Annotated in this window: 16 protein-coding genes; 11 read left to right on the top strand and 5 right to left on the bottom strand. The window is 72.8% G+C overall.

The genetic code is table 11. The features are described from left to right. Positions 1-3: 3 nt before the first annotated feature. A complete protein-coding gene (locus ACIQVL_RS02240; protein ID WP_403474036.1) occupies positions 4-771 on the top strand; it encodes a hypothetical protein in 768 nt (255 codons plus the stop codon). On the opposite strand, the gene ACIQVL_RS02245 is transcribed toward ACIQVL_RS02240, so the two are convergent. Further along, complete coding sequence (locus ACIQVL_RS02245; RefSeq protein WP_403474038.1) at positions 666-1475, bottom strand: hypothetical protein; 810 nt, start codon at positions 1473-1475, stop codon at positions 666-668. The two genes, ACIQVL_RS02240 and ACIQVL_RS02245, sit on opposite strands and share 106 nt — an antisense overlap. A gap of 82 nt (positions 1476-1557) precedes the next feature. Between ACIQVL_RS02245 and ACIQVL_RS02250 the strand changes: the two genes are divergently transcribed. After that, complete coding sequence (locus tag ACIQVL_RS02250; protein ID WP_403431168.1) at positions 1558-2352, top strand: adenosylcobinamide-GDP ribazoletransferase; 795 nt, start codon at positions 1558-1560, stop codon at positions 2350-2352. 6 nt (positions 2353-2358) lie between these two features. Here the strand turns inward: ACIQVL_RS02250 and ACIQVL_RS02255 are convergent, their stop codons facing one another. Next, positions 2359-3138, bottom strand: coding sequence for an endo alpha-1,4 polygalactosaminidase (locus ACIQVL_RS02255; RefSeq protein ID WP_403474039.1), 780 nt, complete (start codon positions 3136-3138; stop codon positions 2359-2361). Between the two features lie 298 nt (positions 3139-3436). Here ACIQVL_RS02255 and ACIQVL_RS02260 point away from each other — a divergent pair, with 298 nt between their 5' ends. The 6 genes from ACIQVL_RS02260 to ACIQVL_RS02285 all read left to right on the top strand — a co-directional run bounded on the left by ACIQVL_RS02260 (position 3437) and on the right by ACIQVL_RS02285 (position 13321). Then, complete coding sequence (locus tag ACIQVL_RS02260) at positions 3437-4975, top strand: leucyl aminopeptidase (protein ID WP_403431162.1); 1539 nt, start codon at positions 3437-3439, stop codon at positions 4973-4975. Between the two features lie 310 nt (positions 4976-5285). Then, positions 5286-6674 (top strand): dihydrolipoyl dehydrogenase, encoded by a 1389-nt coding sequence (gene lpdA, locus ACIQVL_RS02265; protein WP_355726858.1) that lies wholly within the window; start codon positions 5286-5288, stop codon positions 6672-6674. A gap of 60 nt (positions 6675-6734) precedes the next feature. Then, positions 6735-8516, top strand: a complete 1782-nt coding sequence (gene sucB / locus ACIQVL_RS02270; RefSeq protein ID WP_403474040.1) for a 2-oxoglutarate dehydrogenase, E2 component, dihydrolipoamide succinyltransferase — start codon at positions 6735-6737, stop codon at positions 8514-8516. A gap of 172 nt (positions 8517-8688) precedes the next feature. Then, entirely contained in the window at positions 8689-9312 is a 624-nt protein-coding gene (locus ACIQVL_RS02275; RefSeq protein WP_403431156.1) for a GntR family transcriptional regulator, read from the top strand. Between the two features lie 690 nt (positions 9313-10002). Next, positions 10003-12705, top strand: a complete 2703-nt coding sequence (gene aceE / locus ACIQVL_RS02280; protein WP_403431153.1) for a pyruvate dehydrogenase (acetyl-transferring), homodimeric type — start codon at positions 10003-10005, stop codon at positions 12703-12705. A gap of 97 nt (positions 12706-12802) precedes the next feature. Then, complete coding sequence (locus tag ACIQVL_RS02285; protein WP_403431438.1) at positions 12803-13321, top strand: DUF4240 domain-containing protein; 519 nt, start codon at positions 12803-12805, stop codon at positions 13319-13321. A 3-nt stretch (positions 13322-13324) separates the two neighbouring features. Here the strand turns inward: ACIQVL_RS02285 and ACIQVL_RS02290 are convergent, their stop codons facing one another. Together ACIQVL_RS02290 and ACIQVL_RS02295 are read right to left on the bottom strand one after the other, a co-directional pair. Continuing rightward, the gene (locus tag ACIQVL_RS02290; RefSeq protein ID WP_403431150.1) at positions 13325-13588 is read right to left on the bottom strand and encodes a hypothetical protein; all 264 of its coding nucleotides are present in this window, start codon (positions 13586-13588) and stop codon (positions 13325-13327) included. Between the two features lie 72 nt (positions 13589-13660). Then, on the bottom strand, positions 13661-14539 hold the full coding sequence (locus ACIQVL_RS02295) for a peptidoglycan recognition protein (RefSeq protein ID WP_403431147.1): 879 nt from the start codon (positions 14537-14539) through the stop codon (positions 13661-13663). A gap of 189 nt (positions 14540-14728) precedes the next feature. Here ACIQVL_RS02295 and ACIQVL_RS02300 point away from each other — a divergent pair, with 189 nt between their 5' ends. Next, positions 14729-15913: a MarP family serine protease gene (locus tag ACIQVL_RS02300; protein ID WP_403431144.1), complete on the top strand. Its 1185-nt coding sequence runs from the start codon at positions 14729-14731 to the stop codon at positions 15911-15913. Positions 15914-15952: 39 nt separating this feature from the next. On the opposite strand, the gene ACIQVL_RS02305 is transcribed toward ACIQVL_RS02300, so the two are convergent. After that, the gene (locus ACIQVL_RS02305) at positions 15953-16441 is read right to left on the bottom strand and encodes a GNAT family N-acetyltransferase (protein ID WP_403431142.1); all 489 of its coding nucleotides are present in this window, start codon (positions 16439-16441) and stop codon (positions 15953-15955) included. A gap of 72 nt (positions 16442-16513) precedes the next feature. Here ACIQVL_RS02305 and ACIQVL_RS02310 point away from each other — a divergent pair, with 72 nt between their 5' ends. Continuing rightward, positions 16514-17407, top strand: a complete 894-nt coding sequence (locus ACIQVL_RS02310; protein WP_403474042.1) for a TIGR01777 family oxidoreductase — start codon at positions 16514-16516, stop codon at positions 17405-17407. Between the two features lie 160 nt (positions 17408-17567). Next, entirely contained in the window at positions 17568-18926 is a 1359-nt protein-coding gene (locus ACIQVL_RS02315) for an FAD-dependent oxidoreductase (protein ID WP_403474043.1), read from the top strand. The last annotated feature ends 391 nt before the right edge of the window (positions 18927-19317 follow it).

Genomic DNA, 19317 nt, shown 5'->3' on the forward strand with positions numbered 1-19317 from the left:
CGGATGACGCCGCTCGCCCGCTGGGCCCGCGCCGAGTGGGGGCTGCTGTACGCCACCGTGCGCGGCCCGCTGGCGAAGCGCCGGCTGCGGGCGGTGCCGATGACGGCGGGGGCGGTGTGCCTGACCGCGCTGCTCCAGTTCACGCAGAACCAGCCGTGGGGCTTCGGCATCGTGCAGGACGTCGGGGCGGTGCGCGCGGCGGACCCGTTCTGGGCCTCCCTGTCGCGTACTCCCCTGTCGCTGTTCGTGCCGGCCCTGGACCTGCCGGTGTGGGGCGCGCTGGCCCAGATCCTGGTGGTCTTCGGCATCGCCGAGGTGTGCCTGGGCTGGTGGCGGACCCTGGCCGTCGCCTACGTGGCGACCCTGGCCGGCACGCTGTACGCGCGGATGGGCATCGCGCTGGGGCCGCACGGGCAACTGGGGCTGCCGGCCTCGGACGCCCGGGTGGTGGACACCGGCCCGTCGGCCGCCGTCGTCGGGCTCGCGGTCTATCTGGGCTGGCGGTACGGCGCCTACGTCACCACCGGCGCGGTGGCGGCCGCGATGGCGGTCGAGGTGGCACTGAAGGACAACCTGGCCGGGAAGGAGCACCTCGCGGCCATCGCGGGCACGGCGGCGCTGTGCGCGGCCGCGCCCGTGGGGCGGCGGCTTCGGCACCGGTGGCGTCACCGGCGGCCGGGGTCAGGGCCGGGTCCGGGACCGGGACCGTGGCCGTGGCCGGGCAGTCGCAGCGGCTCGGGGCGGTCGGGTTTGCCGCCGATCCAGTCCTGAAGGGTCAGGGTGAGCCGGGACCAGCGGCGATCGTGGTGGTAGGTGCGCAGCCGGGCCCTGGCGCGGGCGCGCGGCCGGTTGCCGTAGAAGCGGCGGGCCCAGACCGAGCCGGGGCGGGCGAGCCGGACCGCGCCGACGATCGCGACCAGGGGGACGATCACCCCGAAGATCGCGGTGCGCGTCTTGCCCTTGCTCAGGACGACGAGGGAGAAGGCGAAGTTGGCCACGACGTTCGCGATGAAGGTCCCCCGGCCCTGGAGTTCGTCCGGCGAGAGGTCGTTGACGCCGAACGGCGAGAAGCCGGCGAGCAGCAGCCCCACCAGTGCGGCCGTGATGACGACGGCCTCGACGCTCTTGCGGCCCTCCTCGGTCCAGTAGACGTCGCCGAGGTGCAGGATGAGCGCGAACTCGTCGAGGACGAGCCCCGCGCCGATCCCGAAGACGATCGCGGCGAGGGCCGCGCCGAGGCCGTTGCGGGAGGCGGCGACCGCGCCGAAGCCGCCGATGACGACGAGGACGACGCCGGGGACCACGTGGTGGATGTGCAGCCCGCCCGCCCGAACGTTGCCGAACGGGCCCTTTCCGGCGCGGATCAGCCGGGTGACGACCCGGGTGATCACGAAGGTCAGGACGAAGGCGGTCAGGGCGAGCAGCAGCGGGAGTTTGCCCGGCTCGACGATGTTCCGCTCCAGCCAATGTCCCATGTGCGCACTTTATCCCTGGCGGGGAGCCGAGCCCGGAGTCCGGCCCGGCCGCGGCTCCCTGACCACCGGGTAACCTGCGCCGGTGGCTGTGACCTCTGCGACTCCCTGGCTGGACGGCGTCCGCTTCGCCTTCGGCACGCTCACCGTCTTCCCCGTGAAGGTCACCCGCTGGGACCGCGGGGCGGCCCGCGGCGGCATGCTGTCCGCCCCGCTCGCCGGCCTCGCGGTCGGCGCCTGCGCGGGGGCGGTCGGCGCGCTGCTGCTGGCGGCCGGGGCGAGCGCGCTGGTGGCCGCGGTGGCCGCCGTCGCCGTACCGGCCGTGCTCACCCGGGCGCTGCACCTGGACGGCCTCGCCGACACCGCCGACGGCCTGGGCAGCGGCAAGCCCGCCGAGGACGCCCTGCGGATCATGAAGCAGTCGGACATCGGGCCGTTCGGGGTCGTCACCCTGGTCTTCGTCCTGCTGGGGCAGGTGGCCGCGCTGGCCCAGGCGTACGGCGACGGGTGGCAGCACGGTGTCCTGGCGACGGTCGTCGCGGCGACGGCGGCCCGGCTGGCGCTGACGCTGGCCGCGGTGGAGGGGGTGCCGGCCGCCCGTCCGGAGGGGCTGGGGGCGGCGGTGGCCGGGGTGGTGCCCAAGGCGGGGGCGACCGTGGTGACGTTCGCGGTGATGCTGCTCGCGGCCGGCGCCGGGGCGCTGGTCGGACCGGGCGACAGCCTGCGGGCGCTGCTCGCGGTGGTGGTGGCGGAGGCCGCGACGGACGGGCTGCTGCGGCACTGCCGGCGGCGGTTCGGCGGGGTGACCGGCGACGTGTTCGGGGCGCTTGCCGAGACGGCGGCGACCGCGGCGCTGGTGGTGTTCTCGTTCGGGGGCTGAGGCGTCTCAGCAGGTCTTTCGCCACACCCCCAGCTCGTACTTCTTCTCCAGCGAGCTCAGCCTCAGCTTGCGTGACTGTGCGCAGAACCTGTTCGTCGGCAGTTCGTACTCCACGTGGAAGACCGCCTTGTCCGCCTCGACGAACGGCTTCAGGTCGTCGCACTCGCCGTACTGCGCGCACTGCTCGTTCACCGCGAAGTCGAAGTCGCCCACCAGCTGCGGTATCTGGTCCAGGTCGTTCTTGAGGCCCACCGCCATGCCCCGGTCGTGGGCGAGCCCGGCGACGAGCCTGTTGTAGCGGAGCTGGTCGGCCGCCGTGAGGGGGAAGCCGGTGCGGTTCTTGTAGCCGTCCATGTTGTCGGGCTCCACCGCGTCGAAGCCCTTCTCCCTGCACATGTCGAAGCGGGCCGCCATCAACGGCTTCAGCACCTCGGTACGGCGGATGTCCAGCCAGCGCTCGCCCTCCCAGCCGTTACCGCGGCCGAGCACCGACGCGGGGAACTTCTTCGCGTCGGGGCGCCAGTCCTCGTAGGCACCGGTGGAGAGGTAGCAGATGGCCTTGCGGCCCTTGCCGTGCAGCGTGGCGACCGTCGCCGCGGACTGGTCGAAGCCGTCGATGTCGTAGACGGCCGCGTCGACGGTGGTGTCGACCCGGCCGCTCAGCTGCCACTGCCAGCTGATGCCCGGCCTCGGTTGCCAGCGCCCGGCGTCGCCCGCGTCCGGGGCCTGGGTGCAGCCGGCGAGCAGGGCCGGGAGGGCGAGCAGCGGGGCGATGCGGAGTTTCACCGGGCGGGCTCCAGGGTGGGCGGCGGCGTTCCCCCGGATGATCTCCCACCCCGGGGACGGCCCGGACACCGAGGCCCGGTGCGGGGGAAAGTGGCTACGACGCCACCCTCAGGTGAACACCCGCAGGAATGAGCGAACGCATACACACGCGTAGGCTCGTCCCGGGTGTTCGCCGACGCGGGGTGAAGGCCCCGGTCACAACGCGACCCGAGGGCACTCCCCGGGGTCGCTTCCCGGGCCCGGTCGACCCACCCTCTCGGCCACTGCAACTCAACATCGGAAGCGAGATTCCACCACCGTGACTGCTCTCACTCTCAGCACCTCAGCGGCGCCCGGCCTCCGGGCCGACGCGATCGTGATCGGTGTCGCCAAGGGCGCCAAGGGCCCGGTCGTCGCCCCGGGCGCCGAAGCCGTGGACACGGCCTACGACGGCAAGCTGGCAGCCGTCCTGGAGACCCTCGGAGCCTCGGGTGCCGAGGGCGAACTGACGAAGCTGCCCGCCCCGGCCGGCTTCAAGGCCCCGCTGGTCATCGCGGTGGGCCTGGGCACCGAGCCCGGCCCGGACGCGGACTTCGAGGCCGAGGCGCTGCGCCGGGCGGCGGGTGTCGCCGCCCGCGCGCTGGCCGGGGCCAAGAAGGCGGCCTTCGCGCTGCCCGTCGAGGACGCGGCCGCCGTGGGCGCGATCGCCGAGGGCGTGCTGCTCGGCGCTTACTCCTTCGACACGTACAAGGGCAACGGGGCCGGCACCGGCAGGAGCCTGAAGGCGAAGAACGACCGGTCGCCGCTCGCCGACGGCGTGCTGCTCGGCGGCAAGCCGCGGGACGCCGCCCACAAGGCGGCCCTGGCCCGCGCCACGGCCGTCTCCGAGGAGCTCAACCGGGCCCGTGACCTGGTCAACACCCCGCCGAACGACCTCACGCCCGCCGCGTTCGCGGCGATCGCGCAGGGCGCGGCCAAGGAGCACGGCCTCAAGATCCAGGTGCTGGACGACAAGGCGCTCGCCAAGGACGGGTACGGCGGCATCCTCGGCGTCGGCGGCGGCTCGGCGGCCACCCCGCGGCTGGTGAAGCTGTCGTACACGCACGCCGACGCGGACAAGCACCTCGCGTTCGTCGGCAAGGGCATCACCTACGACTCGGGCGGCATCTCGCTCAAGCCGGCCGGCCACAACGAGACGATGAAGTGCGACATGAGCGGCGCGGCGGCGGTGTTCGCGGCCGTCGTGGTGGCGGCGCGGCTCGGCCTGCCGGTCAACGTGACCGGGTGGCTGGCGCTGGCCGAGAACATGCCGTCCGGCACCGCCGTGCGCCCCGGTGACGTGCTGCGCATGTACAGCGGCAAGACCGTCGAGGTGCTCAACACGGACGCCGAGGGCCGGCTGGTGCTCGCCGACGCGCTGTGGGCGGCGTCGGCGGAGCAGCCGGACGCGATCGTGGACGTGGCGACGCTGACCGGCGCGATGATGATGGCGCTGGGCAGCCGGACCTTCGCGGTCATGGGGAACGACGACGCGTTCCGCTCCGCGGTGCACGAGGCCGCGGAGGAGGTGGGCGAGCCGGCGTGGCCGATGCCGCTGCCCGAGCACCTGCGCAAGGGGATGGACTCCCCCACCGCGGACATCGCGAACATGGGCGAGCGGATGGGCGGCGGACTGGTCGCCGGGCTCTTCCTGCGCGAGTTCGTGGGCGAGGGGATCACCTGGGCGCACCTGGACATCGCGGGACCGGCCTTCAACGAGGGCGGCGCCTTCGGCTACACGCCGAAGGGGGGCACGGGGTCCGCGGTGCGGACGCTGGTGCGGCTGGCGGAGCTGACGGCCGAGGGCGACCTGGGCTGACGTCGGGTTTTGTGGACGGGGCCTCGCATGCGGGTAGCGCGAGGCCCCGTCGCCCGTTGACCCGGTCAGGTCCGTCGGCGGGCGACCGCGGGCCGCGGGGGGTTCTCGTGCAGTTCCCCGCACCCCTTTCGGGGCGCTGCGTGTGGTGTCTCACACCCCAGCCCCGCGTCTCGTTCACCTCCGACAAGTGCGAAGATGGGGCTCGGCAGGACAGGGCCCCACCCACAGGGCCGAAGAAGAGCGGCCGGACACCAGCCGCCGCGCGGTCACCGTTGACCGGCGTACGGCGCACATGCATGGAGGACGTGACGTGGCGAACGACGCCAGCACCGTTTTCGACCTAGTGATCCTCGGCGGTGGTAGTGGCGGTTACGCCGCGGCCCTGCGCGGGGCGCAGCTGGGCCTGGACGTCGCCCTGATCGAGAAGGACAAGGTCGGCGGTACCTGCCTGCACCGGGGTTGCATCCCCACCAAGGCCCTGCTGCACGCGGGCGAGATCGCCGACCAGGCCCGCGAGAGCGAGCAGTTCGGCGTCAAGGCCACCTTCGAGGGCATCGACGTCCCCGCCGTCCACAAGTACAAGGACGGTGTCATCTCCGGCCTGTACAAGGGCCTGCAGGGTCTGATCGCCTCGCGCAAGGTGACGTACATCGAGGGCACGGGGCGGCTGTCCTCCCCCACCTCGGTGGACGTGAACGGCCAGCGCATCCAGGGCCGCCACGTGCTCCTCGCGACCGGCTCCGTGCCGAAGTCGCTGCCGGGCCTGGAGATCGACGGCAACCGGATCATCTCCTCCGACCACGCCCTCGTCCTGGACCGCGTGCCGAAGTCCGCGATCATCCTGGGCGGCGGTGTCATCGGCGTCGAGTTCGCCTCCGCGTGGAAGTCCTTCGGTGCCGACGTCACCGTCGTCGAGGGCCTCAAGCACCTCGTCCCGGTCGAGGACGAGAACTCCTCCAAGCTTCTTGAGCGCGCCTTCCGCAAGCGCGGCATCAAGTTCAACCTGGGCACCTTCTTCTCGAAGGCCGAGTACACCGCCGACGGTGTCAAGGTCACCCTCGCCGACGGCAAGGAGTTCGAGGCCGAGGTCCTGCTCGTCGCCGTCGGCCGCGGCCCCGTCTCCGCCGGTCTCGGCTACGAGGAGCAGGGTGTCGCCATGGACCGCGGCTACGTCCTGGTCGACGAGTACATGCGGACGAACGTCCCGACCATCTCCGCCGTCGGCGACCTGGTCCCGACGCTCCAGCTCGCGCACGTCGGCTTCGCCGAGGGCATCCTGGTGGCGGAGCGCCTGGCCGGTCTGAAGGCCGTCCCGATCGACTACGACGGCGTGCCGCGGGTGACGTACTGCCACCCCGAGGTCGCCTCCGTGGGCATCACCGAGGCCAAGGCCAAGGAGATCTACGGTGCGGACAAGGTCGTCGCTCTGAAGTACAACCTGGCGGGCAACGGCAAGAGCAAGATCCTCAACACCTCCGGCGAGATCAAGCTCGTCCAGGTGAAGGACGGTGCCGTGGTCGGCGTCCACATGGTCGGCGACCGCATGGGCGAACAGGTCGGCGAGGCCCAGCTGATCTACAACTGGGAGGCCCTGCCCGCCGAGGTCGCCCAGCTCATCCACGCCCACCCGACGCAGAACGAGGCGCTCGGCGAGGCCCACCTGGCCCTGGCCGGCAAGCCCCTCCACTCGCACGACTGACCCTCGGTCGACGCAAGCGACGACTCAGACTTCCGCAATTCGTAAGGAGCAACCGAAACCATGGCGGTTTCCGTAACCCTTCCGGCGCTCGGCGAGAGCGTCACCGAGGGCACTGTCACCCGCTGGCTGAAGGCCGAGGGCGAGCGCGTCGAGGCCGACGAGCCACTGCTCGAAGTCTCGACCGACAAGGTCGACACCGAGATCCCGGCCCCCGCCTCGGGCATCCTGGCCTCGATCAAGGTCGCCGAGGACGAGACGGTCGAGGTGGGCGCCGAGCTGGCGATCATCGACGACGGCACCGGCGCGCCCGCTGCCGCTCCGGCCCCGGCCGCCGAGCCTGTCGCCGCCCCGGCCCCCGCGCCGGTCGCCGAGGCCCCCGCCGCCCCCGCCCCGGCCCCCGCTGCCGCCGCCCCCGCCGCTCCGGCCGGCGGCGCGTCCGGTACGGACGTGGTCCTGCCCGCGCTCGGTGAGTCCGTCACCGAGGGCACCGTCACCCGCTGGCTGAAGTCGGTCGGCGACTCCGTCGAGGCCGACGAGCCGCTGCTCGAGGTCTCGACCGACAAGGTCGACACCGAGATCCCGGCGCCCGTCTCCGGTGTGCTGCTGGAGATCACGGTCGGCGAGGACGAGACCGCCGAGGTCGGCGCCAAGCTCGCTGTCATCGGCGCCCCGGGTGCCGCTCCGGCGGCCGCCCCCGCCCCGGCCGCCCCGGCTCCGGCGCCCGCCGCCGCTGCCCCGGCGCCCGCGGCCCCGGCTCCGGCCCCCGCGCCCGCCCCGGCCGCTCCGGCACCGGCTCCGGTCGCCGCCGCGCCGGCTCCGACCGCCCCGGCTCCGGCCCCCGCTCCGGTGGCCGCTGCCCCTGCCCCCGTCACCCCGGCGCCGGCCCCGGCCGCTCCGGTCGACGAGGGTGCCTACGTCACCCCGCTGGTCCGCAAGCTCGCCGCCGAGAACGGTGTCGACCTGGGCGCCGTCAAGGGCACCGGCGTCGGCGGCCGGATCCGCAAGCAGGACGTGCTCGCCGCCGCCGAGGCCGCGAAGGCCGCCGCCGCTGCCCCGGCTCCGGCCGCCGCCGCTCCGGCCGCCGCCGCTGCCAAGAAGGCCCCGGCGCTGGAGGTCTCCCCGCTCCGTGGCCAGACCGTCAAGATGCCCCGCATCCGCAAGGTCATCGGCGACAACATGGTCAAGGCGCTGCACGAGCAGGCGCAGCTGTCCTCGGTCGTCGAGGTCGACGTGACCCGCCTGATGCGCCTGCGCGCCCAGGCCAAGGACTCGTTCGCGGCCCGCGAGGGCGTCAAGCTCTCCCCGATGCCGTTCTTCGTGAAGGCGGCGGCCCAGGCGCTGAAGGCCCACCCGGCCGTCAACGCCCGGATCAACGTGGAAGAGGGCACGATCACCTACTTCGACACCGAGAGCGTCGGTATCGCGGTGGACTCGGAGAAGGGCCTGATGACCCCGGTCATCAAGCACGCCGGCGACCTCAACATCGCCGGTATCGCCAAGGCCACGGCCGACCTGGCCGGCAAGGTCCGCGCCAACAAGATCACCCCGGACGAGCTGTCCGGCGCGACCTTCACCATCTCCAACACCGGCTCGCGCGGCGCACTGTTCGACACGATCATCGTGCCGCCGAACCAGGTCGCGATCCTCGGCATCGGTGCCACGGTCAAGCGTCCGGCGGTCATCGAGACGGAGGAGGGCACGGTCATCGGCGTCCGCGACATGACGTACCTGACCCTGTCCTACGACCACCGCCTGGTGGACGGCGCCGACGCGGCCCGTTACCTGACGGCCGTCAAGGCGATCCTGGAGGCGGGCGAGTTCGAGGTCGAGCTCGGTCTCTGATCCCCAGCGGGTTCCACGGTGCCCCGTCCGGATTTCTTCCGGGCGGGGCACCGTCGTCTCACCAGGCAGCGTGTAAGTCTCGTCTCACCTGCGCGAAAGCGCCCCCGTGCGCCTCTCCCGAAAGACGGTCCGGCCTTATTGTCTAAACGTCAAACGCCCTTAAGGAGCTCCCATGACCGCGCCCGTCGTCCACTCGCTGCGCGAACAGATCCGCGAGCACATCGTGGAGGGGATCGTCAGCGGGCGCTGGAAGCCGGGCGAGCGGATCGTGGAGCGGCGGATCGCGACGGAGCTGGAGGTCAGCCAGACGCCGGTCAGGGAGGCGCTGCGCGAGCTGGAGTCGCTCCGGCTCATCGAGTCGGCGCCGAACAAGGGCGTGCGGGTGCGGAACCTGACGGCGGCCGACCTGGAGGAGAGCTACCCGGTGCGGGCCGGCTTGGAGGCGATCGCGGCGGAGCTGGCGGCGGAGAAGCTGGCGGAGGACTGCTCGGCGCTCGAACCGCACGTGGCGGCCCTGTACGAAGCCGACCGGAACGCCGACGGTACGGCCCAGGTGCGGCACACGGTCGGCTTCCACCGCGAGCTGGTCCGGGCGGCCGGCAACTCGGTGCTGCTGCACACCTGGGAGGGCCTGGGCATCGAGGTCTTCACGGCCCTGTCGATCCGCTGGCTGGGCACGGTCCAGCAGTCGTACGCCGAGGAACACGAGGAACTGGTCGCCGCCTTCCAGCGCCGCGACCCCCGCATCGCCGACATCGTGAAGTCCCACGTCCTGGGCTGCGCCCCGAGGCCGTGAACGGACGAGCAGGACAGCGCCCGCCAGGGGCGCGGGGAACTGCGCGACCGAGGCCGCCCGTCCCGGCTGACCGCCGTCGCCTCGGAAAAGGAGCAGCGAGCCGAACAACGCCCCTCCAGGGGCGCGGGGAACTGCGCGACCAGCCACGACGACGCAGCACCGAACCGACGGCGAGCACCCGCGCCGACTCGGCACCGCCGAGAACCGCCGTCCCGGCTGACCGCCGCCGCGGCGGAAAAGGAGGAGCGAGCCGAACAACGCCCCTCCAGGGGCGCGGGGAACTGCGCGACCAGCCACGACGACGCAGCACCGAACCGACGGCGAGCACCCGCAACGCCGACTCGGCACCGCCGAGAACCGCCGTCCCGGCTGATCGCCGCCGCGGCGGAAAAGGCAGGGTGGCAAGCCCCTCCCACACAAGAGCACTCCCCCGCTCAAACACCGCCCCACCTGCGTAAACGCCGGCCTGATCACGTCACCCGGTGCCATCGCCGAAGGCACCCCGTGCCGACTTTCTCGGAATCGAGAGGTTTTGCCCTTGAACCCTTTGATCGATCATCGATCAGGGAGTTAGAGTCACCGACGGGCTCGCACCCGGGCCCTTCGCCCTGTCCTGCCAAAGACCAAGGGCACCCCCCGAAGAACCCCTTACCGACGAGGGAACCCCCTTCGACCAAGGAAGGCGGCGACATGACCGACCCCCAGGCCATCCAGCCGAGCGCGCTCGACCAGCTCCATGACCGGGACCCGGAGGAGACTGCCGAGTGGCAGGCCTCCGTGGACGCCGTGGCCAGGGAGGCCGGGCCGCACCGCGCCGCATACCTGATGCGCCGCACGCTGGAGCGTGCCGAGGCGGACGGCGTCGCGCTGCCGAAGCTGCTGGAGACCGACTACCTCAACACCATCCCCACCGCCGCCGAGGCGCCCGTCCCCGGCGACGAGGAGATGGAGCGGAGGATCACCGCGTGGAACCGCTGGAACGCGGCCGCGATGGTCACCCGGGGCAGCAAGCACGGCGTCGGCGGCCACATCGCCACCTTCGCCTCCGCCGCCTGGCTCTACGAGACCGGCTTCAACCACTTCTTCAAGGGCAAGGAGGGCGACGGGAGCGGTGACCAGCTCTACATCCAGGGCCACGCCTCCCCCGGCATCTACGCCCGCGCCTTCCTCGACGGCCGCCTGACCGAGGCGCACCTCGACAACTTCCGCCAGGAGGCCGGCGGCAACGGCCTCCCGTCGTACCCGCACCCCCGCCGCCTGCCCTGGCTGTGGGAGTTCCCGACGGTGAGCATGGGCCTCGGCCCGCTCTCGGCCATCTACCAGGCCCGCTTCAACCGCTACCTGACCGCCCGCGGCATCAAGGACGTCTCGTCCTCGCACGTCTGGGCCTTCCTCGGTGACGGCGAGATGGACGAGCCGGAGTCGACGGCCGCCCTCGCACTCGCCTCCCGTGAGGGTCTCGACAACCTCACCTTCGTCATCAACTGCAACCTGCAGCGCCTCGACGGCCCGGTGCGCGCCAACTTCAAGATCGTGCAGGAGCTGGAGGCCCAGTTCCGCGGCGCGGGCTGGAACGTCGTCAAGACCCTCTGGGGCACGGCCTGGGACGAGCTGTTCCGGCTGGACACCACCGGGGCCCTGGTCCGCCGCCTCCGCGAGGTACCGGACGCGCAGGTGCAGACGTACCAGACCCGCGACGCCGCCTACATCCGCGCCGACTTCTTCGGCAAGGACCCCGCGCTCGCCGAGATGGCGAAGCTGCTGAGCGACGACAAGATCCTGGAGTGCTTCCACCTCTCCCGCGGTGGTCACGAGGCGCGCAAGGTGTACGCCGCGTACAGGGCCGCCGTCGAGTTCAAGGGCGCGCCGACCGTGATCCTGGCCCAGACGGTCAAGGGCCACACCCTCGGCGAGGGCTTCGCGTCGAAGAACGCCAACCACCAGATGAAGAAGCTGACGGTGGACGAGTTCAAGACGATGCGGGAGCTGCTGGAGCTGCCGATCCCGGACAGCGCCTTCGCGGACGGGGTCGTGCCCTACGGCCACCCGGGCGCCGACTCCCCCGAGGTGCGTTACCTCCAGGAGCGCCGCGCGGCCCTCGGCGGTCCCGCTCCGGCCCGTCGCACCCACGCCCTGGCGCCCCTGCCGGCCCCCGCCGACAAGGCGTTCGCCTCCTTCGACAAGGGCTCCGGCTCGCAGAACGTGGCCACCACCATGGCCTTCGTCCGGCTCGTCAAGGACCTGGTCCGCGACAAGGAGACCGGGAAGCGCTGGGTGCCGATCGTCCCCGACGAGGCGCGCACCTTCGGCATGGAGAGCCTGTTCCCGTCGCTCGGCATCTACTCGCCCAAGGGGCAGACGTACGAGCCGGTCGACCGTGACCAGCTGATGTACTACAAGGAGGCCAAGAACGGCCAGATCCTCAACGAGGGGATCACCGAGGCCGGTTCGATGGCCGACTTCATCGCCGCGTCCACCGCGTACGCGACGCACGGCGAGGCGATGATCCCCTTCTACATCTTCTACTCGATGTTCGGCTGGCAGCGCACCGCCGACCAGATGTGGCAGCTCGGCGACCAGCTCGGCCGCGGCTTCCTCGTCGGCGCGACCGCCGGCCGTACCACCCTGACCGGCGAGGGCCTCCAGCACGCCGACGGCCACTCCCCGGTGATCGCCGCGACCAACCCGGCCGCGCTGTCGTACGACCCGGCCTTCGCCTACGAGATCGCGACGATCGTCAAGGACGGCCTGCGCCGCATGTACGGCGAGCCGGCTCCGGGCGAGGACCCGAACGTCTTCTACTACCTGACGGTCTACAACGAGCCGCTCCCGCAGCCCGCCAAGCCGGCCGGGCTCGGCATCGACGAGGGCATCGTCAAGGGCCTGTACCGCTTCAACACGGCGGAGTCCGCCGGGCTGTCCGCGCCGGCGAACGCCCCGCGCATCCAGCTGCTCGGCTCCGGTACGGCGATCCACTGGGCGCTCAAGGCGCAGCGGCTGCTCGCCGAGGAGTGGGGCGTGGCCGCCGACGTCTGGTCCGCCACCTCCTGGACGGAGCTCCGCCGGGACGCCATGGAGGCGGACGCGGCCCTGCTGCGCGGCGAGGAGCGGGTGCCGTACGTCCGCCAGGTGCTGCACGGCGCGGAGGGTCCGGTGCTGGCCGTCTCCGACTACATGCGCCAGGTCCCGGACCAGATCGCGCAGTGGGTCGAGCAGGACTGGTCCTCCCTCGGTGCCGACGGCTTCGGGCTCTCCGACACCCGGGACGCGGCCCGCCGCCACTTCGGTGTCGACGCCGAGTCGGTCGTCGTGGCGGCCCTGGCCCAGCTGGCCAGGCGCGGCGAGGTCAAGGCGACCGCGGTGAAGGAAGCACGGGAGCGGTACGCGCTCTGAGCGGTTGACGGGGTGACGCACGCCGGAGTGACGGTGGATAACAATCCGCACCACTCCGCGTGCGCCCCCGGCGCCCAGGCACGATGCTGGACCCGTGATGGACGAGACGGAGTTCTGGGAGCTGGTCGACACCACCCGCGAGGCCGCCGAGGGCGACCCCGAGGAGCAGGCGGACCTGCTGGTGGAGCGGCTGCTCCAGCTGGAGCCCGACCTGGTCCTGGACTTCGCCCGGCACTTCGAGGCCCGCTACAACCGGGCCTACCGCTGGGACCTGTGGGGCGCCGCCTGGGTGCTCCTCGACGGGGCCAGCGACGACGCGTTCGACTTCTTCCGGTGCTGGCTCATCGCCCAGGGCCGGGAGGTCTTCGAGGGCGCCCTGCACGACCCGGACGCGCTGGCGGAGTTGCTGGCCGACTTCGACGAGGAGATCGACGGCGACGGCGAGGAGCTGGGATACGCGGCCGACGAGGCGTACGAGCAGCTCACCGGGACGGTGGCACCGGACCTCGGTATCGCCCCCGCGCCCTCCGAACCCGAGGGCTCGCCGGTCGACTTCGAGAACGGCCGGGTGCTCGCCGAGCGGTTCCCCAGGCTGTGGGACCGCTTCAAGGGATAGGGCTCAGGCCGCGGTACGGCGGCGGGTCGCGTCGGACGGGATGTAGGCCTGGGTCTGCTCGGCCTTGACCGCGTGGTGCATCGGCGCCGCGTTGGCCTGGTCGAGGGCGGACGCGGTGACCGCGGCCGGGCCGAGGACGACCGTCGCGACCGCGCACACCACGGCCCAGGGTCCCCTGGACGACCGGGTCCGCCCGGCCCTCTCCGCGGTCTTCTCCCCGGCCTGCGTACGGTCTTCGGCACGGGCTTCGGTACGACTGCTGTTCATGATCCCCGCCTCCAGTCGGCTTCTGATGTCCCTGACGGTAGGACGCGGGGATCTGAACGGCCTGCGTGCCGCCTATGGCGTTCCTGTGGGCGCTTTCGCGGGTGGTCCGAGGGCGGTCGGCGGAGGCGTTTCCATGAGGGTGTGCAGCGGAGTCCCCGCTCGCGCCCCCCTGCCCTGCAGCCGGGCCGCCGCCTCCCTGATCTCCGGCAGGCGGGCGGTGAGGGCGGCGCCGGGGCAGTTGGTCCGGTAACCGTCCTGGTGGCCGGCGACGGCGGGCAGGGCGACGGTGGTGCCCTCCCGGTACCGGCTGAGGCCGTTGCTGGAGACCAGCCGGGCGGTGCCGCGCGGGTCGACGTCGGCGAGCCCGAGTTTCCAGGCGGCGACGGCGGCGATCGCGTCGGTCATGGCGCGTGGCACGGGTACCCCGGCGGTGAAGGTGCCGAGGGCGGCGATGCCGGCGGTGCGGTGGTTGAAGCCCTGGGTGTGCGCGCCGGTGACGGCCCGGTCCGCGCCGCCCGCGCGGCCCTCGTAGATGGTGCCGCACCGGTCGACGAGGAAGTTGTAGCCGATGTCGTCCCAGGCGCGGTCGCCGGTCTGGCCGGTGTACAGGCGGCGGATGATCTCGGGGGTCTGCGCGCAGGTGTAGTCGTTGGGCGAGTCGGTGTGGTGCACGAAGACGGCGACGACCTGGTCGTCGTAGCGCGGCGGCGGCTGGGTGCGGCGGACGGAGTCGTCCAGCCAGGCCGAGCGCGGCACGATGTACGGCCGGGGCGCCCGGTAGCGGACGGCGGGGCTGGCGGGCGCGGGCGCGGCCAGGTGGATCACGACGGGCCGGTCGGCGCCCTGGGCGCACAGCGCCAGGGCGAGGGCGGCGACGAGGCCGGGCAGGCAGCCGAGCAGCGTCAGGGCGGTGATCCGGGTGCGCCGCCCCGCTCTTGGGAAGACACGCATGGCAATCACTCTCGGGGTGATCGACTGCGCCCGCGATGTGTGCTGTGCCACCTGGTGGAACCATCGTCCCGGTCCGGGGCGTTTCAGGGGGTACACGTCCGCGTGGCCGGTTCCCGGGGCCCCGGGCGCGTGAACTGATCACTGGACCTGTCCCGACCGTATTAAGGGCACCGAGAGAAAGGCGGCTCCGTGGACCTGCTCGACCTGGTGCTCGTACTGGTGGTCCTCGTCTACGCGGCGTCCGGTTACCGGCGCGGGCTGGTGGCCGGCTGTGTGTCCCTGGCCGGGTTCGTGGGCGGCGCGGTGATCGGCGTGTGGGTGCTGCCGTGGGTGATGGAGCTGGTCACGCGCGGGACGGCGACGGCGACGGTGGTCGCGGTGCTGACGGTGCTGGTGCCGGCGGTGGTGGGGCACGAGCTCGCGGGGCGGCTGGCGCTGCGGCTGCGCCGCGAGCTGGACCAGGGGCCGCTCAGGGTGGCCGACGGGATAGGCGGCGCGGTCGCCAACTCGGTGGCGGTGCTGATCGTGGCCTGGGTGGCGGCGAGCGTCCTCGGCGCGTCCTCGTCGCCCGCGGTGACGACGGCGATCCGGGACTCGAAGCTGCTCGGCGCCGTGCAGGACACCATGCCGGACACCACGCCCGCCTGGTTCTCGCGGGCCACCTCGGCGCTGACCGAGGCGGGTTTCCCGCAGGTCTTCAACCCGTTCGAGAACGAGTCGACGGCCCAGGTCGCCAAGCCCTCCGGGGACAACGTCACGGCGGCGGCGACGAACGCGGCCAAGCGCAGCACGGTCAAGATCGAGGGTTCCTCCGGCACCCAGGGCCGCGAGGGCAGCGGGTTCGTGTTCGCGCCGGAGCACGTGATGACCAACGCGCACGTGGTGGCCGGCATCGACAACCCGAGCGTGCGGATCGGCGGGGTCGGTCCGTCGTACGACGCGGAGGTCGTCCTCTTCGACCCGGACCGGGACGTGGCGGTGCTGTACGTGCCGCACCTGCGGGCTCCGGTGGTGAAGTTCGACACGAGCGCGGCGCGCGGGAACTCCGCGGTGGTGGCCGGCTATCCGCAGGACGGCAACCTGAACCTGCAGGCGGCCACCGTGGCGAACAAGGTGCAGGCCACCGGCCAGAACATCTACAGCGACGCCACGGTGACCCGGGAGATCTACTCGATCCGTTCCACGGTCCGCCCCGGCAACTCGGGCGGCCCGCTGCTGACCACCGGCGGCAAGGTGTTCGGCGTGGTGTTCGCCCGCTCCACGTCCGACACCGAGACGGGGTACGTGCTGACCGCCGACGAGGTGGCCACGGACGCCGCGCGCGGCGCGCACGCCACCTCGCCGGTGGACACGGGCGAACTGATCACGTCCTGATCACGCCCTGCTCATGTCCCGACCGTCACGTCCTGACCGTCACAGCATCCGGCCCATGATCACGTCGTCGACGTACTCGCCGTCCAGGAAGAACTCCCCGGGCAGGACGCCCTCGACGGCGAAGCCCTCCGACTCGTAGAGCCGGCGGGCCGGGGCGTTGTGCCCGAGGACGCCGAGCCGGATCCGGCGGGCGCCGCGGCGGCGGGCCTCCTCCATCGCCGCCCGCAGCAGCGCCCGCGCCACACCCCGGCCGCGGGCCTCCTCGGCGACCGCGAGGCCCTGGATCTGCCGGACGTGCGCGTTGGAGGCGATGGTGTGGCCGAGGGCGAGCCGGATGTAGCCGACGATGCGCCGGTCGAGCTCGGCCACCAGGGTGTCCTCGGGGGCGTGGCGCTCGCTGAAGAAGGGGCCGTACGGCGGCTGCGGCTCGGGCAGCACGGCGTGCAGGTACGACCAGGTGGCGCGGTCGAGGGCGGAGAGCTCCTCGTCGTCGTCGGGCAGGGCGGTGCGTATGTACGGTTCCGGCATGCGGTCACCCTAAGTCGGCCGGCACCGGGGCCCCACGGGTTTTCCTCCGTCCTTCCCGGCATGCTGGGACCCATGGAACGTTCTCGTATCGCGGTGGCCGGCGCGTCCGGCCTCATCGGCAGCGCCCTGGTGCGGTCCCTCCGGGCGGACGGGCACGAGGTGGTGCGCCTGGTGCGGCGCGCCGCCAAGGGCGCCGGGGAGGTCTGCTGGGACCCCGAGGGGCAGTACGTGGACACCGCCGGGCTGGCCGGCTGCGACGCGGTGGTGAACCTTGCCGGGGCCGGGATCGGCGACCGGCGCTGGACGGCCGCCTACAAACGGGAGATCCGGGACAGCCGGGTGCTCGGCACGGCGGCGCTCGCGGAGGCCGTGGCGGCGATGCCGGACCCGCCGCGGGTGTTCGTGAGCGGCAGCGCGATGGGCTTCTACGGCGACACCGGCGACCGGGTCGTGGACGAGGACGCGCCGCCCGGGGCCGGGTTCCTGCCGTCGCTGTGCGTGGAGTGGGAGGAGGCGGCGGCTCCGGCGCAGGAGGCGGGCGTACGGACGGTGTTCACGCGCACGGGACTGGTGGTGGCCCGCGGCGGCGGGGCCTGGGGCCGGCTGTTCCCGCTCTTCAGGGCGGGGCTCGGCGGCCGGCTGGGCGACGGCCGGCAGTACTGGTCGTTCATCGCGCTGCACGACGAGGTGGCCGCGATCCGGTTCCTGATGGAGACTGAGGGTCTGTCGGGGCCGTTCAACCTCACCGCGCCCCACCCCCTGACGAACGGTGAGATCACGGCGGCGATGGCCCGGGTGCTGCGCCGCCCGGCCCGCTTCCCGGTGCCCTCCCCGGTGCTGCGCGCGGCGCTCGGCGAGATGGCCGGGGACGTGCTCGGCAGCCAACGGGTGGTGCCGAAGCGGCTCCTGGAGTCGGGGTTCACCTTCGCGTTCCCGGGCATCGAGGACGCGATCCGGGCGGCCTGACGACCCCTGTGACCGTATGCGACCGGCGTGCGACCGTGCCCTGTTCATGCGCGACTGCCCTTGACCGATCACGGCCCTAACCTCGACCCGAACTCGGGTATCCCCGGAGCTTGTTGGGGGCATCACGTCTCCACCGGACGCGCAATCGAGGAGGGGCCTCGTGCATGAGCCCGCGTACCAGGCGGACGTCGTCATCGTGGGAGCCGGTATCGCCGGACTCTCCGCGGCTCATCGGCTGAACAGCGCAGGAGTAACGACCGCGGTCCTGGAGGCCGCCCCTTACGTCGGCGGACGCATGTCGACCGAGAAGGTGGACGGCTTCCGGCTCGACCGGATCGGGCAGCTCCTGTCCACGTCCTATCCGGAGCTGCGCCTCGCCCCGGGACTGGACGCCCTGGTGCTGCGCCGGTACGCGCCCGGCGTGCTGCTGCATCGCGACGGGCGCAGGCACCGGGCCGGCGCTCCGGCGGGCGGCGGGAGCGCGAGGGGCGCACTGTATGCGGTGCGCGCCCTGGCAAGCGCCCCCAGGGGCGGCTCGCCGGTGGCGCCGCCGCGCTCGACCGCGCCGATGGGCGGCGCCGTCGACCAGGCCCGTCTGGTCGCGGCGCTCGGCCGCATCGCCACCATGCCCGTCGAGCGCATCCTCGCCCGCCCCGAGCTCCCCGCCGCCCATGCCCTCGCGGAGCGCGGGGTACCCGCCCGCACGATCGACGGCTTCCTGCGGCCGCTGCTCGCGGCCCTCCTCTGCGACCCCGGGCTGACGACGTCCAGCCGGTGCGCGGACCTCGCGCTGCGCTCCTTCGCGAGCGGGCGGCTGTGCCTGCCGGAGGGCGGCGCCGAGGTCCTCCCCGACCTCCTGGCCCGCGCCCTCCCGCCCGGCACGGTCCACACGGGGGTACGAGTGACCTCGGTCTCCACCACCTCGGTGAGGACGGCCGAACACGGCGAGATACGCTGCCGGGCGGTCCTCCTGGCGACCGATGCCCGAGCCGCCGCCGAACTGCTCCCGGGCCTGCGCGTCCCGGACTTCCACCGGGTGACGGTGGTCCACCACACCACGGACGAACCGGCGACGCTCACGACCGGAACGTCCCTCCTGCTGGACGCCGACCGCGGCGGCCCCGTCTCCCACACCTCCGTCGTGAGCAACATCGACCCGAGCCGGGCCCCCCAGGGCCGCGCCCTGATCTCCTCGACCGTCCTCGGCAAGCCCCCCGCGGACATCGACACGGCGGTCCGCATGCACCTCTCCCGTCTCTACGGCACGTCCACGCGCCGCTGGGAGACCCTCGCCGTCCACCACACCCCCGAGGCCATCCCCGCCATGCGCCCCCCGCACGACCTCCGCCGCCCCGTCCGCCTCCTCGCCGGCCTCTACGTCTGCGGCGACCACCGCGACACCAGCACAGTCCAGGGAGCCCTCCATTCGGCCCACCGAGCAACAGCCGCCATCCTGACGGACCTCGGCACCACAGGATCCATCAACCGAGCAGACCCTGACCAACGTCGAGCCGCCTAGCACGGCACCGCCGAACAAGACCGTCGTGGCCGATCACCACCGCGGCGGAAAAGAGAACGCAAGCAGCAACGCGCCCCGCAAGGGGCGCGGGGAACCGCGCGAGCGGCCACGACGGCGCAGCACCCGCAGGACAGCAGATGCCGGCAACAGCCGGCACGGCACCACCGCGGCGCAAAAACAGGGGCACGCACAGCGCGCCCCCTCACTGGCGCGGGGAACCGCGCGAGCGGCCACCACGGCGCAGCACCCGCAGGACAGCAGAAACCGGCGACGACCGGCACGGCACCACCGCGACGCAAAAACAGGGGCACGCACAGCGCGCCCCCTCACTGGCGCGGGGAACCGCGCGAGCGGCCACCACGGCGCAGCACCCGCAGGACAGCAGAAACCC

The sequence above is a fragment of the Streptomyces sp. NPDC090499 genome (genome assembly GCF_044769305.1).
In the GTDB taxonomy this organism is placed as follows: domain Bacteria; phylum Actinomycetota; class Actinomycetes; order Streptomycetales; family Streptomycetaceae; genus Streptomyces.